A 17,628-nucleotide genomic window follows, 5' to 3' on the forward strand; every position below is an offset into this window, starting at 1 on the left:
GGGGTGTCATATATTGAACAACGAGTATCCTTATAGTGCTGACGAGGTGCTTTACAAAGCAAAGTCCTATTTAAGCGAAAGCGAATACCAATATGTTTTAAAGAGTTATCATATTGCATATGAAGCGCACCAAGGACAATTTAGGAAGAATGGTTTACCATATATCATGCATCCTATTCAGGTAGCTGGAATTCTAACTGAGATGCGTTTAGACCGTCCCACAATCGTTGCAGGCTTTTTACATGATGTCATAGAAGATACCGCATATACATTTGATGACGTTAAAAATATGTTTAACGAAGAAGTAGCAAGAATCGTAGACGGTGTCACAAAACTTAAAAAAGTGAAGTATCGTTCGAAAGAGGAACAACAAGCTGAAAATCATCGTAAATTATTTATTGCTATTGCTAAAGATGTCCGTGTGATTTTAGTAAAATTAGCTGACCGATTACATAATATGAGAACGTTAAAAGCTATGCCTAGAGAGAAACAAATACGTATTTCTAAAGAAACATTAGAAATATATGCACCTTTAGCACATAGACTTGGTATCAATACTATAAAATGGGAATTAGAAGATACGGCTTTAAGATACATTGATAGTGTGCAATATTTCCGAATTGTCAATTTAATGAAGAAAAAGAGAAGTGAACGTGAAGCTTATATTGACAATGCCATTGGCCAGATAGAAACAGAAATGGATAAAATGAGTATCGTTGGCGAAATAAATGGTCGCCCTAAACACATCTATAGTATTTATAGAAAAATGATGAAACAAAAAAAGCAATTTGATCAAATATTTGATTTACTAGCTATCCGAATCATAGTAAATACAATCAATGATTGCTATGCGATATTAGGTTTGGTCCATACACTATGGAAGCCGATGCCTGGTCGTTTTAAAGATTATATAGCAATGCCAAAACAAAATATGTATCAATCACTTCACACTACTGTTGTAGGCCCTAATGGGGACCCACTAGAAATTCAAATACGTACTTATGAAATGCATGAAATTGCTGAACATGGTGTAGCTGCGCATTGGGCATATAAAGAAGGGAAAACTGTAAACGAAAAAACACAGGATTTCCAAAATAAATTAAATTGGTTAAAAGATTTAGCTGAAACTGATCATACGTCTTCAGATGCACAAGAATTTATGGAATCACTCAAGTATGATTTACAAAGTGATAAAGTATATGCATTTACACCTGTAAGTGATGTCATAGAGTTACCTTATGGTGCTGTGCCTATTGATTTTGCATATGCTATTCATAGTGAAGTTGGTAATAAAATGATAGGTGCTAAAGTCAACGGTAAAATTGTACCAATTGATTATATATTACAAACTGGTGATATCATTGAAATTAGAACGAGTAAACATTCATATGGACCAAGTAGAGATTGGTTGAAAATTGTTAAATCATCTAGTGCGAAAAGTAAAATTAAAAGCTTCTTTAAAAAGCAAGATCGCTCTTCTAATATTGAAAAAGGTAAATTTATGGTTGAAGCTGAAATTAAAGAACAAGGTTTTAGAGTAGACGATATTCTTACCGAAAAAAATATCGATGTAGTGAATGAAAAATATCATTTTGCTAATGAAGATGATCTATATGCTGCAGTTGGTTTCGGTGGCATAACTGCTATCCAAATAGTAAATAAATTAACTGAACGTCAAAGAATTTTGGATAAGCAAAAAGCTTTAAATGAAGCACAAGAAGTGACAAAATCAGTTCCAATCAAAGAAGATATTATTACTGATAGCGGTGTATACGTCGAAGGATTAGAAAATGTACTGATTAAACTATCAAAATGTTGTAATCCTATACCTGGTGATGATATTGTAGGTTATATCACCAAAGGTCATGGTATAAAGGTACATAGAACCGATTGTCCTAATATAAAAAATGAAACAGAACGTTTAATATCAGTTGAATGGGTGAAATCTAAAGACTCAACACAACGTTATCAAGTCGATTTAGAAGTCACTGCATATGATCGCAACGGATTGTTAAACGAAGTATTACAAGCTGTAAATTCTACAGCTGGAAGTCTAATTAAAGTATCAGGTCGATCTGATATTGATAAAAATGCTGTCATTAATATTAGTGTCATGGTAAAAAATGTTAACGATGTATACCGTGTAGTTGAAAAGATCAAACAGTTAGGTGATGTATATACTGTTACAAGAGTTTGGAACTAGAACTTAAGAGGTGCAAAGAAAAATGAGAGTAGTTGTACAAAGAGTTTCAGAAGCTTCTGTTTCAAATAACAACATTCATAATGCTATTCAAAAAGGCTATTGTTTATTAGTAGGAATTGGTAAAAACTCTACAGAAGCAGATGTACAAACAATAGCTAAGAAAATCGCGAATGCAAGATTATTTGAAGACGAAAATGACAAATTGAATTATAATATTCAACAAATTGAAGGAGAAATACTATCAATTTCTCAATTTACATTGTATGCCGATGTAAAAAAAGGTAATCGTCCTGGTTTTTCTGATTCAATGCCACCTGAGGCAGCAAATGAATTATATGAATCGTTTAACGAAGCACTTCGATCATATGGCTTGAACGTTAAAACAGGTGAATTTGGTACTCATATGAATGTAGACATTCAAAATTATGGTCCTGTAACAATCATATATGAGAGTCAGGATGGCAAAATGATATGAATAAAATAAATACATGGTTAACCAAACATGGTCTTATGAATCGACTAACGTTAATCGTTGTTATTTGTTTTGTACTATTTCTCATTTTATTATTTATGTTTTTAAATTATAATGATGAAGATAATGGTACAATCACTATAACTGAAAATGCTGAGTTGAGAACTGGACCTAATGCAGCTTATCCTGTTATTTATAAGATTGAAAAGGGAGATACCTTTGAGAAGATTGATAAATCTGGTAAGTGGATTGAAGTAAAGAATAAAGCTGGAGATGAAAAAGGGTGGGTTGCAGGTTGGCACACCAATTTAAATATCCATGCTGATAATTCTAAAAAATTCGCACCATTAAAAGGTAAAACAATTGTACTTGATCCTGGTCACGGTGGACGTGATCAGGGTGCTTCAAGTAACACGTCCTCAAAGAGTTTAGAAAAAGTATATACATTAAAAACTGCTAAAGAGTTAAAAAGTTTACTTGAAAAAGAAGGTGCTCATGTTAAAATGACGCGTTCTAATGATACATATGTGTCTTTGGATGATAGGAATATCAAAGGAGACGCTTTTATAAGCATACATAATGACTCACTAGATTCCCCAAATGCGAATGGTGTAACTGTGTATTGGTTACAAGATAATCAAGAAGCATTAGCACAAACACTCAGCAGTAGCATCCAAAAGAAATCCCTCCTTACAAATAAAGAAGCCAGACAACAAAATTATCAAGTCTTGAGACAAACAAACATACCAGCAGTATTATTAGAACTAGGTTATATCAGTAATCCTACAGATGAAGTAATGGTACGGGACCAACTACATAGACAAGTTGTAGAGGAAGCTATCGTTGATGGATTAAAACAATATTTCTCATCATAGAACTTGCAAATCAAATGAAAACTCGTTATCATTATAATTGAATTATAAATAGTAAACCGATTGTATTCTTGAAAGAATAGACGAAAGAGGTAGTATATATTTATATACGTAGAAATGTAATCCATGAGGCTGAAAGATTACGCTGAGTAGTTTATTTCTTTGAACACAAGAAGAGGTGCTTTATTTAAAAGTAAAGCCGGCTAACGTACGTTAAACGTTTTGAGTGGATTTGTGACGTTAGTAATGTCCAAATCAATTAGGGTGGCAACACGGATTTTCGTCCCTTGTATAGTATTTAATGCTATGCAAGGGCTTTTTTATTCACATTTTTAAAAAGAAAAAGAAATGAAAACCCTTGAGTATTAGTAAAGGAGATAAAATATGATAAAAATTCCAAGAGGAACGCAAGATATATTACCAGAAGATTCAATCAAGTGGCGATACATTGAAAATAAATTAGACCAATTGATGGAAATTTATAATTATCAAGAAATAAGAACACCTATCTTTGAGAGTACTGAACTTTTTGCTAGAGGTGTTGGTGATTCAACTGATGTTGTACAAAAGGAAATGTACACATTTAAAGATAAAGGTGACCGTAGCCTAACATTAAGACCCGAAGGTACTGCTGGTGTAGTTCGTTCATATATTGAACATAAAATGCAAGGAAATCCTAATCAACCAGTTAAGTTATATTATAATGGTCCAATGTTTAGATATGAACGTAAACAAAAAGGTAGATATCGACAATTTAATCAATTTGGTGTTGAAGCAATTGGTTCTCAAAATCCAAGCATTGATGCTGAGATTTTAGCAATGGTAATGCATATCTATCAATCATTTGGGTTAAAGCACTTAAAATTAGTGATAAATAGTATTGGAGATAGTGACTCTCGTAAAGAATACAATGAAGCATTGGTTAAACACTTTGAACCAGTAATTGATGATTTCTGTCAAGATTGTCAGTCTAGACTACACACTAATCCAATGAGAATCTTGGACTGTAAGGTTGATAGAGACAAAGAAGCTGTCAAAAATGCACCACGTATTACGGACTTCTTAAACGAAGATTCTAAAGCATACTACGAACAAGTAAAAAAACATTTAGATGATTTAGGAATTCCATATGTAGAAGATCCTAATCTTGTTCGTGGTTTAGATTATTACACACATACTGCATTTGAATTGATGATGGATAATCCAAATTATGATGGTGCAATTACAACCTTGTGTGGTGGTGGTCGTTATAATGGCCTACTTGAATTGTTAGATGGACCTAGCCAAACAGGTATCGGTTTTGCATTAAGCATTGAAAGATTATTGTTAGCATTAGAAGAAGAAGGCATTGAATTAGATATAAAAAATGACTTTGACTTATTTATCGTTACTATGGGAGAACAAGCAGATCGTTATGCAGTTAAATTACTTAACGAATTACGAAAAAATGGCGTAAAAGCTGATAAAGATTATCTTAATAGAAAGATTAAAGGTCAAATGAAACAAGCAGATCGTTTAAATGCAAATTATACTATCGTAATTGGTGATCAAGAATTAGAAAACAATCAAATTGATATTAAAAATATGGAAACTGGTGAATCTGAATCAATTCAATTAGACCAAATTGTTGATTATTTTCACAAATAGAGAGGAAGTTTTGAAATGAGTAAAAGAACGACATACTGTGGTTTAGTCACAGAAGATTTATTAAATGAAAAAGTAACATTAAAAGGTTGGGTACACAATCGACGTGACCTTGGTGGATTGATATTCATCGATTTAAGAGATAGAGAAGGCATTGTGCAAATTGTCTTTAATCCAGATTTTTCACAAGAAGCATTAAATATCGCTGAAACTGTAAGACCTGAATATATTGTTGAAGTTCAAGGTGTAGTAACTAAACGTGACGCTGAAACAGTAAATCCTAAAATTAAAACAGGTCAAGTAGAAGTACAAGTTTCAAATATTGAAATTATCAATAAATCAGAAACACCACCATTTTCAATAAATGAAGAAAATACCAACGTAGATGAAAATATAAGATTAAAATATAGATATTTAGATTTACGTCGTCAAGAACTAGCACAAACTTTTAAAATGAGACATCAAACAACACGTTCAATTCGACAATATTTAGATGATAATGGATTTTATGACATTGAAACACCGGTGTTAACTAAATCAACACCAGAAGGTGCCAGAGACTATTTAGTACCTTCACGTGTTCATGATGGAGAATTTTATGCATTACCACAATCACCTCAATTATTTAAACAATTGTTAATGATTAGTGGGTTTGATAAATATTATCAAATCGTTAAATGTTTCCGTGATGAAGACTTACGTGCAGATCGTCAACCAGAATTTACCCAAGTCGATATTGAAATGAGCTTTGTAGACCAAGAAGATGTTATGGCTATGGGTGAAGAAATGTTACGTAAAGTCGTTAAAGATGTCAAAGGTATTGATGTGCCTGGACCATTCCCAAGAATGACTTATGCTGAAGCAATGAGCCGCTATGGTTCTGATAAACCTGATACACGTTTTGACATGGAATTGATTAATGTATCTCAATTAGGTCATGATATGGACTTTAAAGTGTTTAAAGATACTGTTGAGAATAATGGTGAAATTAAAGCAATCGTGGCTAAAGATGCTGCTGATCAATACACACGTAAAGACATGGATGCTTTAACTGAGTTTGTAAATATATATGGTGCGAAAGGTTTAGCATGGGTTAAGGTTACTGATGAAGGTTTAACAGGTCCAATTGCTCGCTTCTTTGAAGATAAAGATACAGAACAATTAAAATCATTAACAGAAGCATCAGCTGGGGATTTAGTCATGTTTGTTGCTGATAAACCAGATGTTGTAGCACAAAGTTTAGGTGCATTACGTATTAAACTAGCTAAAGAGTTAGGCTTAATTGATGAATCAAAATTAAACTTCTTATGGGTAACAGATTGGCCTTTATTAGAATATGATGACGAAAGTAAACGCTATGTAGCTGCACATCATCCTTTCACATCACCTAAAAAAGAAGATATTGAGAAATTAGATTCAGAGCCTGAAAATGCACAAGCGAATGCCTATGATATCGTATTAAATGGTTATGAATTAGGTGGTGGTTCAATCAGAATTCATAATGGAGAATTACAAGAAAAAATGTTTGAAGTACTTGGTTTTACTAAAGAACAAGCACAAGAACAATTTGGTTTCTTATTAGATGCATTCAAATACGGTGCGCCACCACATGGCGGTATCGCATTAGGATTAGACAGATTAGTGATGTTATTAACTAACCGTACAAACTTAAGAGATACAATTGCATTCCCTAAAACTGCATCAGCTACTTGTTTATTAACAGATGCACCTGGTGAAGTTTCAGAAAAACAATTAGAAGAATTATCATTAAGAATTAGACATTAGTGTACCTAAGCGTTAATTTCTTGTGAATATGTCTAAATGTTGTCTGAATAAAAAGGAATTAAAATATACAATGTTGTTTAATTCCTTTCTTTCTAAGTTTGTGATATTATAATGACATAAGATAGTCATCTGTGATGTTCGTATGTTTGCTTTTTATTTGGGCCTAACACTCTTTGATCAGGGAGCCCAATAGGTTTTCATGCAGCGCAAACGCCTCATTAGGAGGACTTGCAAAACATGAAACAGGGCACCCACCTGTATATAGCAGGCCGAATGATCAAGCTATTTATAACTACGGCATCTACGGATTCTATCGGTACGCAAGACTTAGGTCTTGCGTATTTTTATTTTTAAATTAAAATAATACTTAAAATACATATTGATTTGGATTGTTTAGTTAAAGGAGATTAAAATGAAACATCAATTTTCTAGAAATGAGTTAGCAATCGGACAAGGGGGACTTGATTTATTAAAAAGTAAAACTGTAGCTGTGCTTGGTGTCGGTGGCGTCGGATCTTTTGCAGCTGAAGCATTAGCTAGAACGAATATAGGACATATCATTTTAATAGATAAAGACGATGTTGATATTACAAATGTTAACCGTCAAATCCATGCATTAACGTCGACTATCGGACAAAGCAAAGTGACATTAATGGAAGAGAGAATTAAACAAATTAATCCAGACTGTAAAGTAACGTCATTACATATGTTTTATACAGAAGAAACATATGAAGATATATTTAATAACTATGATATTGATTATTTTATCGATGCAAGTGATACCATTATTTATAAAGTTCATTTAATGAAAGAATGCTTAGAACGTGGTATCGATATGATTTCAAGTATGGGTGCAGCTAATAAAATAGATCCTACTCGATTCCAAATTGCAGATATTTCAAAAACACATACAGATCCAATGGCAAAGGTAATTCGTAATAGATTAAAACGTGTAGGTATTCGAAAAGGAGTAAAAGTTGTATTTTCAGATGAAAGTCCAATTGTAATTAGAGAAGATGTAAAAGAAACAGTAGGTGACAAAAACGCTATCAACAGGAAAGGACAAATGCCACCATCTTCCAATGCATATGTCCCTAGTGTGGTCGGTTTAATTTGTTCAAGTTATGTCATCAATGATATTCTTAAAGACATTCCGATTCGTCGAATTAAAGATAAAGGTCAATAATTAAATAGTAAATAAAAAGATAGTTTGTCTATAATGTAATGACTACATTTAGGCAAACTATCTTTTAACTTATTGAGACTTATTCAATAAATTCTCATAAATGGTTTTAAATTGTTGTTCACTTTTAGAGGTCGTTTTAGGTTTATAATAAATACGATTTTTAAGTATATCAGGTAAGTATTGTTGAACTACATGGCCATTTTCATAATTATGTGGATATTTATAACCAATAGCTCGGCCTAATTCTTTCGCACCAGCATAATGACCATCTTTTAAATAGTCAGGTATTTGTCCTACTTTGCCTTGTCTAATGTCACTTAATGCTTTATCGATAGCTGAAATGCCTGAATTGGATTTAGGTGATAAGCACAATTCAATTACTGCTTGGCTTAATGGGATTCTTGCTTCAGGAAAACCTAATCTTTCAGCTGATTGAATAGCTGCTAATGTGCGTTGTCCAGCATTAGGTGAAGCTAAACCTACATCTTCATAGCTAATAACGAGTAAACGTCTGACTATTGTAGGCAAATCACCAGCTTCTATCAATCTGGCTAGATAATGCAATGCCGCATTGACATCACTACCTCGTATAGACTTTTGAAATGCACTCATCACATCATAGTGCATATCTCCATCTTTATCGCTAACGAAAGCGCCTTTTTGCAAGCAATCTTTCGCATCTTGCAACGTAATATGACGTTGTCCATCTTCTTCAGTTGCACTTAAAACAGCAAGTTCTAAGGCATTTAGTGCACTTCTAACATCACCTTGACTTTGAGTTGAGAAATAGGTCATAGCATCATCATCAACTTCAGGTGTATATGATTTAAGACCACGCTGATCGTCTTCTAAAGCGCGATTTAGTGCTAATCTAATATCGTTATCATCGAGTGGATACAATTCAAAGATTTGAGCTCTTGAACGAATTGCCGGATTAATTGCATGATAAGGATTAGAAGTGGTTGCACCTATTAAGACAATTTTTCCATTTTCCAAATGGGGCAATAAAAAGTCTTGTTTCGCTTTATCTAATCGGTGAATTTCATCTAATAACAAGATGACTTGTCCAGACATTTTTGCTTCATCGACAACCATTTGCATATCTTTTTTGGTATTTGTTACAGCATTGAGTTGTCTAAATTTATATTGAGTACTACCAGCAATAGCTTTAGCAATACTTGTTTTACCTATTCCAGGTGGTCCATAAAATATCATTGAGGACAATCTTTTAGTATCTACCATTCTTCTAATAATACCTGTTGGTCCAACCAAATGTTGTTGTGAAATGATTTCATCAATATTAATTGGTCTCATCCTTGACGCTAAAGGTTCAGTATTCACATTTGTCACACCTTTCTAATATTATCTTAACGCAAAAAATGATAGAATGGGAATATATAATTCGAATTAAGTGAGGTTATACAATGAAAATATCAACAAAAGGGAGATATGGCTTAACTTTAATGATTTCTCTTGCTAAAAGAGAAGGCCAGGGTTGCGTATCATTAAAAACAATAGCCGAAGAAAATAATTTAAGTGATTTATATTTAGAACAACTTGTTGGACCCTTAAGAAATGCTGGATTAATTCGAAGCGTTCGAGGCGCAAAGGGTGGGTACCAATTAAGATTGCCTGCTGAAGAAATTACAGCTGGTGATATTATCAGATTATTAGAAGGACCTATTACCTTCGTAGAAAGTATAGAGTCAGAACCACCTGCACAAAAACAATTATGGTTAAGAATGAGAGACGCAGTCAGAGACGTACTCGACAAAACAACACTACAATACCTTGCAGAATACAAAGAAACAGACCAAAACCTAGACGGATACATGTTTTATATATAGGGCCCCAACATTGAAAAATTGGTTCCCCAATTTTTACGGACCATGCAAGTTGGGCGGACCCTTCATAGAGGTTTTCGAAAAGAAAACCTACAAACAATGCAGGAAAGGCAAGGGCCCTTTAAAGAGGTTTAAATCCTAATAACTATAAATTTAAGAAAAAATATGGATTAATTTCCATATTTTTTATTTATTAGCATATCATCTAAAGCTCTGCTATCAAGCCTTTGAATAGTGCTGTGAACAAATCTTAAATTGTATTTTATTTAAAATTTCCTAATTTTATTTGATTGATATGTTTAGTTCCTTGACCAAGTGGTATGAATAGAATATACATCATAACAATTGTTGAATTAATCTTATTCACATGGCAATTGATGTAATAAAGTTAAAATTTAAGTTTTAACAAATACAATTTAGTTTTAAATTTGAAAGGAGCTTATATTTATGGGATTCATGGATAAAGCGAAAGATGCAGCAGAAAAATTCAAAAACAGTGATAACGAGCAAGTAAACAAAGCTAAAGATACAATTAACGAGTACACTGATACTGGTAAAGGCGACAAAGATAAAAAAGAAGATAAAGACGATAAATAATCGTATTCTTATAAGTAATGAGGTAGTGCAATAGCGCTACCTTTTTTTGTATATAAAAAGAACTGAAACGTTAATTTCACGTTTCAGTCTAATATATCAATTCAATTATATTGAATCGATAATGTGTTTAAATTTTTGATATGACTCATGTTGTTTTTGTTGATCATATATATAGCTCACACCCATAATTTCATCGATATCGCCATAATAATCAATAAAAGCTTTAATTTTTTGCTTAACTGTACTTTCAGAGCCGATCATTGATGAGTTGATTCGTTGTTTCGCCATGTCCAATTCCCGTGGTGTTAACACTTGATCTAATTTATCTGTTGGTGGTTGAACAGGTTGCATTTTACCTCTAGTAATACTAACCATAACTTGAGCCATTGAACTTGCTAAATATTTGGCTTCTTTATCTGTGTCTGCAACGATAACATTTAAGCCTATAATAACATAAGGTTCACTTAGAAACTCTGATGGTTCAAATAAATCTTTATATATTTGGATCGCATCTTTCATTTGTTGTGGCGCAAAATGCCCAGCAAAAACATATGGCAAACCACTTCTAGCAGCAACATGTGCCGAATCAGTGGAAGAACCTAATATATATAACGGTACTTGTTTATCCACAGCTGGATAGGCACGAACATAACTTTGTTGATTTGCTGGTCCGAAATATTGTTGTAATTGATCTACTTCATCTGGAAATTGATAAACACCATTATGTTGGTCTCTGCGCAATGCACTTGCTGTCATCATATCTGTACCTGGTGCTCTGCCTAAACCTAAATCTACGCGGTTAGGAAATAAAGTAGCCATTGTACCAAATTGTTCTGCTACTATAAGAGGCGCATGATTGGGTAACATTATTCCTCCAGATCCGACTTTAATCGTTTTTGTATGTTCTAAAGTATGTTGAATTAATAATGCAGTCGCAGAGCTTACTAAATTAGGCGCATTATGGTGCTCAGCAATCCAGTACCTTTCATATCCTACTTGTTCTAAATATTGTGCTAAATCAATCATATCATGTAAAGCGTCGCTATCCTCTTGTCCTTCTCTAATAGGTACTAAATTTAATGCAGATACTTTAAGTTTATTCATATCAATTATTCCTCCATAGTAAAAATAGTATATGAAGTATAACAACGATTAGCAGAAATCAATATTAAATTGCTCATTACACAGAACAATATTACTAATTAAATTTAGAGAAAATAATAGTTAGATTTATAATTCATATTATCAACTATAACAATATAATGTTAAAATTATACTAACTATTTTTGTCAAACAGATAGGTAGAAAAATACGTTTCTAGGTGCTATTATAGGAACATTGATAATTTTGTGAGGAGTGTCAAACATGGAAGTTTATGCAGATTATGCTGCCACAACTCCAGTTAAATCTGAAGTTGTAGAGGCGATGATGGATATATATCAATCTCATTATGGTAACCCATCTTCAATTCATTCAATTGGAAGAGACGCACGTAAATATTTAGATGAATCACGCAGAACTGTAGCCAAATGTTTAGGAGCTAAACCATCTGAAGTCATATTTACAAGTGGTGCTACAGAATCTAACAACACTGCCATTAAAGGTTTAGTTAAAGCTAATGAACATATTGGCAATCATTTAATCACTACTAAAATAGAACATCATTCTGTATTACATGTGTTTGAGCAATTAGAACGTGAAGGTTATGATGTAACATACTTAGATGTAGATGATACGGGTGCCATTGATTTAGATCAATTAGAAGAAGTTATTACAGAAAAAACAATTCTTGTATCTATCATGTTTGTGAACAATGAGGTTGGTACAGTTCAACAAATGTATGATATTGAAGATATCGTTACCTCAACGAATGTATTATTCCATGTTGATGCAGTACAAGCCATTGGTCATTTAGATATAGATTTTGATGATTTTAAATTTGACACTATGAGCGTGACTGGTCATAAATTTGGCGGTCCTAAAGGCATCGGTGCATTACTAGTAAGAGAAAATACACCAATACAATTTACTCAACTTGGTGGTGAACAAGAAACAAAACGTCGAGCAGGAACAGAAAATTTAGCCCAGATTGTTGGTTTTGCTAAGGCGATTGAGTTAGCACAACAACATAGGGATGATAATAATATCCATTTAATGAATTTAAAAGAATTATTTTTAGTGAGTTTGCAAGAACGTGCCATTCCATTTGAGCTTAATGGTTCAATGGTTGATACAACCGGCCACATCATAAATTTATACTTTCCCTTTATTGATGTGGAAACAATGCTAACACTGCTCGACTTAAGTCAAATTTATGTGTCTTCAGGTTCTGCTTGCACAGCAGGGTCAACGACACCTTCACATGTATTAGCAGCTATGTATGAAGACGAAGAAAGAGCGAAACATTCAGTGAGATTTAGTTTTAATGAAATGACTACAGAGCACGAAGTTAAATATATAGTCGCAGAAATTCATAAAATATATCATAAATTTAAGGAGGAATAATCGTGACGAATCAAGATACACGTGTAGTCGTTGGTATGTCAGGTGGTGTCGATAGTTCAGTAACAGCATATCTATTAAAAGAACAAGGCTATGACGTGATTGGCATCTTCATGAAAAATTGGGATGATACTGATGAAAATGGCGTTTGTACAGCTACTGAAGATTATAATGACGTTATAGCTGTTTGTAACCAAATTGGCATTCCATATTACGCAGTTAATTTCGAACAAGAATATTGGGATAAAGTATTTACTTACTTTCTAGATGAATATAAAAAAGGGCGTACACCAAACCCTGATGTAATGTGTAATAAAGAAATTAAATTTAAAGCATTCTTAGAACATGCTTTAAAGTTAGGTGCTGATTACGTAGCAACAGGACATTATGCACGTATTAGAAGACATGAAGACGGTCATGTTGAAATGTTGAGAGGTATTGATAACAATAAAGATCAAACATATTTTTTAAATCAACTTTCACAACAGCAACTTTCTAAAGTTATGTTCCCAATCGGTGATATTGATAAAAAACGTGTTCGTGAAATAGCAGAAGAACAAGATTTAGCTACAGCTAAGAAAAAAGATTCAACAGGCATTTGTTTTATAGGCGAAAGAAACTTCAAGACATTTTTATCTCAATATCTCCCAGCTCAATCAGGTGATATGATAACACTTGATGGTAAAAAAATGGGTGTGCATAGTGGCTTAATGTATTACACAATCGGCCAAAGACATGGTTTAGGTATTGGTGGAGATGGCGACCCGTGGTTTGTAGTCGGTAAAAATTTAGAAGACAATGTATTGTATGTTGAACAAGGATTCCATCATGATGCATTATATAGTGACTATTTAATTGCGTCAGATGTATCGTTTGTTAATGAACAAGATGTTGATTTAGATAAAGGTTTTTATTGCACTGCTAAATTTAGATATCGACAAAAAGATACTAAAGTTTTTGTTCAAAGAGAAGATAATGAAGCAATAAGAGTAACATTTGATGAACCGGTTAGAGCGATTACACCTGGTCAAGCAGTTGTTTTTTATAATGAAGAGGTTTGCCTTGGTGGCGCAACAATCGATGATGTTTATAAAAATTCTGGTCAGTTAAGTTATGTAGTATAAAATTTTGCCGTTAATTCATGGATTTGGTCTTAGGATTAACGGCATTTTTATTTTTTAAATGAAACATCTATAAACAAAAAGCATATACTTTACTTAGTTTGCTTTTAAAAATTAATACATATCATGATAAAATATAATCAAACTAATTTTGAACGATAATCCTCTGTTTTAAATAAGAAAGAATCAAAAGTGATTCAACAAAGATATAAGGAGTTGTCTAAGAAAATATGATTGATCAAAAAACCATATACCAATTTATTAAAGAAGGTCAATTAGAAGAAGCATTGAAGGCTTTATTTGATAATATTGAAGAAGATCCAACAATTACAGAAAATTATATCAATGCTGGAATTGTATTAGCTGATGCAGGTGAAATAGAAAAATCTGAACGTTTTTTTCAAAAAGCAATTACAATCGATCCGGAAAATGGGGCCATTTATTATAATTTAGGAAATGTCTATTATAATCAAGATAGATTTAAAGAAGCGATTAAATTATATCAACAAGCTATGAAATACAATATAGAACCAGTTGATTGCAATTACATGATAGGTATGTCTTTCAATCAATTAAATGCCCATAAAGAAGCGTTACCATTTTTAATGACCGCTGCAGAAAAAGATCAAAATCAGGATACAGAAGTTCAGTTTCAATACGGATTAGTATTATGTCAATTAGAAATGTTTGATCAAGCTATTAAACAATTAAAAATAGTACTATCTATCGATTCAAACCATGTTGACGCAATATATAACTTAGGACTTGCTACATATATGAAAAATGAAGACGTAGATGAAGCAATCGAATATTTCAACCAAGCAATTGAAATTGATTCAGGTCACTTATTGAGTCAACACGCATTAAAAACGTTTACAGCAATTAAAGAAGAGGAGTAATACTATGACTGACCCTACACTATTTGATTATTCAATGATTAAAGGCACTGTCGAAGCTATTTTATTTCAAAATAGTGATAATTTTTATACTGTTTTAAAAGTGGATACGATTGAGACAAATGAATCATTTGATACGATGCCAACAGTTGTAGGGTTTCTTCCAAATGTAGTTGAAGGGGACGTTTATACATTTAAGGGTCAAACAGTAGAACATCCACGTTATGGAAAACAATTAAAGGCAGAAACATTTGAAAAGGAATTACCACAAACTAAGGATGCAATCATCAGTTATTTATCCAGCGACTTATTTAAAGGAATTGGTAAAAAAACTGCGCAAAATATAGTGAATACTTTAGGAGAAAATGCAATAAATGATATATTAAATGACGCGAGTGTACTTGAAAAAGTACCAAGTTTACCTAAAAAGAAACAAAAGCAAATTGCTGAACAAATCGCATCTAATCAAGAATCAGAGAAAGTGATGATACGACTACATGATTTAGGCTTTGGTCCTAAATTGGCAAGTTCAATTTATCAATATTACGGTGCAGAAACGTTAGATGTTCTCGATAAAAATCCATATCAGCTTGTATATGACATCAAAGGGATCGGTTTTAATAAAGCAGACCAACTAGCACAAAAAATTGGTATCCAATTTGATGCACCTGAGCGAATTAAAGCAGGTTTGCTTTTTACATTAGAAGAAGAATGCATTAAACAAGGTCATACATATATTCCACATGATCAAATTATTGAAGCAACTTACAACGTATTAACTCAAAATAGTAACCATGATGATAATCAAATTAAACATGAACAACTTCATACAATGTTGCAAGAATTAAATGAAGAAAAAAGAATCATAGTTGCTAATGAAAAAGTTTCGATACCAAGTTTATATTATTCAGAATTGAAAAGTGTTCAAAATTTGTATCGCATCAAAACGCATACAAACAAATTGAAAGATATAGAACAATCTGATTTACAAATTCATATTGGCGAAATAGAAACAAATAATGAAGTAAGTTATGCAGAATCTCAAAAAGAAGCCTTACAAACAGCGATTAATTCTAAAGTAATGCTATTGACTGGTGGTCCTGGTACAGGTAAAACCACTGTGATTAAAGGCATTGTTGAATTATATGCAGAAGTTCATGGCATTTCCTTAGATTATGATGATTATCAAGAAGATGATTATCCTGTTGTATTAGCAGCACCAACAGGTCGTGCATCAAAACGATTACAAGAGTCAACTGGATTAGAGGCCATGACGATACATCGTCTGATTGGTTGGAATCAAGACACACAACCAGAAGATATATTGGACAATGAAATTAATGCACGTCTCATCATCATTGATGAGATGTCCATGGTAGATACTTGGCTATTTCACCAATTTTTAAGTGCCGTGCCATTGGATGCTCAAATTATTCTAGTGGGTGATGAAGACCAATTGCCTTCAGTTGGTCCTGGTCAGGTGTTTAAAGATTTAATTGATTCTAAAACGATTCCAAGAGTAAATTTAACAGAAGTTTATCGACAACAAGATGGCTCTAGTATTATTGAATTAGCCCATCGAATGAAACTTGGTCAACCTATTGATATAACACAACGATTTCATGATCGAAGTTTTATTAATTGCGGTACAGATCAAATTCCTATTGTTGTTGAGAAAGTAGTAAATAGTGCTGTTAATAAAGGCTATGATATGAGCGATATCCAAGTGCTAGCCCCAATGTATAAAGGGAATGCAGGTATTAAACGATTAAACCAAATATTACAAACCATCTTAAATCCAAAAGAAAAAGATACTAGAGAAATTGAGTTTGGAGATGTTGTATTTAGAAAAGGCGATAAAGTATTACAGTTAGTTAACCGTCCGAATGATAATATATTTAACGGAGATATTGGTGTGATTGTCGGTATATTTTGGGCTAAAGAAAATGCTTTAAATAAAGATGTCTTAGTAGTGGATTTCGAAGGTAATGAAATCACATTTACACGCCAAGATTTACTCGAATTAACACATGCATATTGTACTTCTATCCATAAATCACAAGGTTCAGAGTTTCCGATTGTGATTATGCCTATAGTTAAACAATATTTTAGAATGTTACAGCGTCCTATTTTATATACAGGATTAACACGTGCGAAGCAATCATTAGTATTATTAGGTGATCCACAGGCATTTGATATCGGATTGAATACCAATGGACAAAAGAGGTTAACACAACTGTATGATTTACTTAGCCAATACTTTAAAGAAAGTAAAATTGAAGACAATGAGAATGCAGAACTTCAAGACCAACATCAAGATACTCAAGTTGTACACTTTGAAGATAAGATAAATATTGATAATGATTCAAATACGTCTAATGCATCAATGACTATTGAATTATCTGAAGAAACAATCTATCAAATTGACCCTATGATAAATATGGGAGAAATATCACCATATGACTTTGCTAATCGTTGACAATTAAAACCAATAAAATTAAAATAA

Annotated in this window: 14 protein-coding genes and 1 other RNA gene; 13 read left to right on the plus strand and 2 right to left on the minus strand. The window is 32.7% G+C overall.

Annotated elements, in window-relative coordinates:
• Window positions 1–13: 13 nt before the first annotated feature.
• The 7 genes from ssp1_RS05850 to ssp1_RS05880 all read left to right on the plus strand — a co-directional run bounded on the left by ssp1_RS05850 (window position 14) and on the right by ssp1_RS05880 (window position 8,162).
• Window positions 14–2,203, plus strand: coding sequence for a RelA/SpoT family protein (locus ssp1_RS05850; RefSeq protein ID WP_118828148.1), 2,190 nt, complete (start codon window positions 14–16; stop codon window positions 2,201–2,203).
• Window positions 2,204–2,225: 22 nt separating this feature from the next.
• Window positions 2,226–2,678 (plus strand): D-aminoacyl-tRNA deacylase, encoded by a 453-nt coding sequence (gene dtd / locus ssp1_RS05855; protein WP_075778401.1) that lies wholly within the window; start codon window positions 2,226–2,228, stop codon window positions 2,676–2,678.
• Complete coding sequence (locus tag ssp1_RS05860) at window positions 2,675–3,550, plus strand: N-acetylmuramoyl-L-alanine amidase family protein (RefSeq protein WP_075778400.1); 876 nt, start codon at window positions 2,675–2,677, stop codon at window positions 3,548–3,550. Before dtd ends, ssp1_RS05860 begins: the two co-directional genes overlap by 4 nt.
• A gap of 381 nt (window positions 3,551–3,931) precedes the next feature.
• Window positions 3,932–5,194, plus strand: a complete 1,263-nt coding sequence (hisS, locus tag ssp1_RS05865) for a histidine--tRNA ligase (protein ID WP_075778399.1) — start codon at window positions 3,932–3,934, stop codon at window positions 5,192–5,194.
• Between the two features lie 15 nt (window positions 5,195–5,209).
• Window positions 5,210–6,976 (plus strand): aspartate--tRNA ligase, encoded by a 1,767-nt coding sequence (gene aspS / locus ssp1_RS05870; RefSeq protein ID WP_075778398.1) that lies wholly within the window; start codon window positions 5,210–5,212, stop codon window positions 6,974–6,976.
• A 123-nt stretch (window positions 6,977–7,099) separates the two neighbouring features.
• Window positions 7,100–7,290: non-coding RNA, 6S RNA (gene ssrS, locus ssp1_RS05875), on the plus strand.
• A gap of 98 nt (window positions 7,291–7,388) precedes the next feature.
• Complete coding sequence (locus tag ssp1_RS05880) at window positions 7,389–8,162, plus strand: tRNA threonylcarbamoyladenosine dehydratase (protein WP_075778397.1); 774 nt, start codon at window positions 7,389–7,391, stop codon at window positions 8,160–8,162.
• Window positions 8,163–8,231: 69 nt separating this feature from the next.
• Here the strand turns inward: ssp1_RS05880 and ssp1_RS05885 are convergent, their stop codons facing one another.
• A complete protein-coding gene (locus tag ssp1_RS05885; protein ID WP_075778396.1) occupies window positions 8,232–9,503 on the minus strand; it encodes a replication-associated recombination protein A in 1,272 nt (423 codons plus the stop codon).
• Between the two features lie 83 nt (window positions 9,504–9,586).
• Between ssp1_RS05885 and cymR the strand changes: the two genes are divergently transcribed.
• A complete protein-coding gene (gene cymR, locus ssp1_RS05890) occupies window positions 9,587–10,009 on the plus strand; it encodes a cysteine metabolism transcriptional regulator CymR (RefSeq protein WP_002451814.1) in 423 nt (140 codons plus the stop codon).
• 444 nt (window positions 10,010–10,453) lie between these two features.
• Window positions 10,454–10,603: an SAS049 family protein gene (locus ssp1_RS05895; protein ID WP_002451815.1), complete on the plus strand. Its 150-nt coding sequence runs from the start codon at window positions 10,454–10,456 to the stop codon at window positions 10,601–10,603.
• Between the two features lie 105 nt (window positions 10,604–10,708).
• On the opposite strand, the gene ssp1_RS05900 is transcribed toward ssp1_RS05895, so the two are convergent.
• Window positions 10,709–11,707 (minus strand): LLM class flavin-dependent oxidoreductase, encoded by a 999-nt coding sequence (locus ssp1_RS05900; RefSeq protein ID WP_075778395.1) that lies wholly within the window; start codon window positions 11,705–11,707, stop codon window positions 10,709–10,711.
• A gap of 261 nt (window positions 11,708–11,968) precedes the next feature.
• On the opposite strand from ssp1_RS05900, the gene ssp1_RS05905 reads away from it, so the two are divergent.
• From ssp1_RS05905 to recD2, 4 genes are all read left to right on the plus strand, one after another.
• Window positions 11,969–13,108, plus strand: a complete 1,140-nt coding sequence (locus ssp1_RS05905) for a cysteine desulfurase family protein (RefSeq protein WP_075778394.1) — start codon at window positions 11,969–11,971, stop codon at window positions 13,106–13,108.
• Between the two features lie 2 nt (window positions 13,109–13,110).
• A complete protein-coding gene (gene mnmA / locus ssp1_RS05910; RefSeq protein ID WP_002451818.1) occupies window positions 13,111–14,229 on the plus strand; it encodes a tRNA 2-thiouridine(34) synthase MnmA in 1,119 nt (372 codons plus the stop codon).
• A 227-nt stretch (window positions 14,230–14,456) separates the two neighbouring features.
• Entirely contained in the window at window positions 14,457–15,125 is a 669-nt protein-coding gene (locus tag ssp1_RS05915) for a tetratricopeptide repeat protein (RefSeq protein ID WP_002451819.1), read from the plus strand.
• 4 nt (window positions 15,126–15,129) lie between these two features.
• A complete protein-coding gene (gene recD2, locus ssp1_RS05920) occupies window positions 15,130–17,601 on the plus strand; it encodes an SF1B family DNA helicase RecD2 (protein ID WP_107536285.1) in 2,472 nt (823 codons plus the stop codon).
• The last annotated feature ends 27 nt before the right edge of the window (window positions 17,602–17,628 follow it).

The sequence above is a fragment of the Staphylococcus sp. M0911 genome, from assembly GCF_003491325.1.
Lineage (GTDB): Bacteria > Bacillota > Bacilli > Staphylococcales > Staphylococcaceae > Staphylococcus > Staphylococcus warneri_A.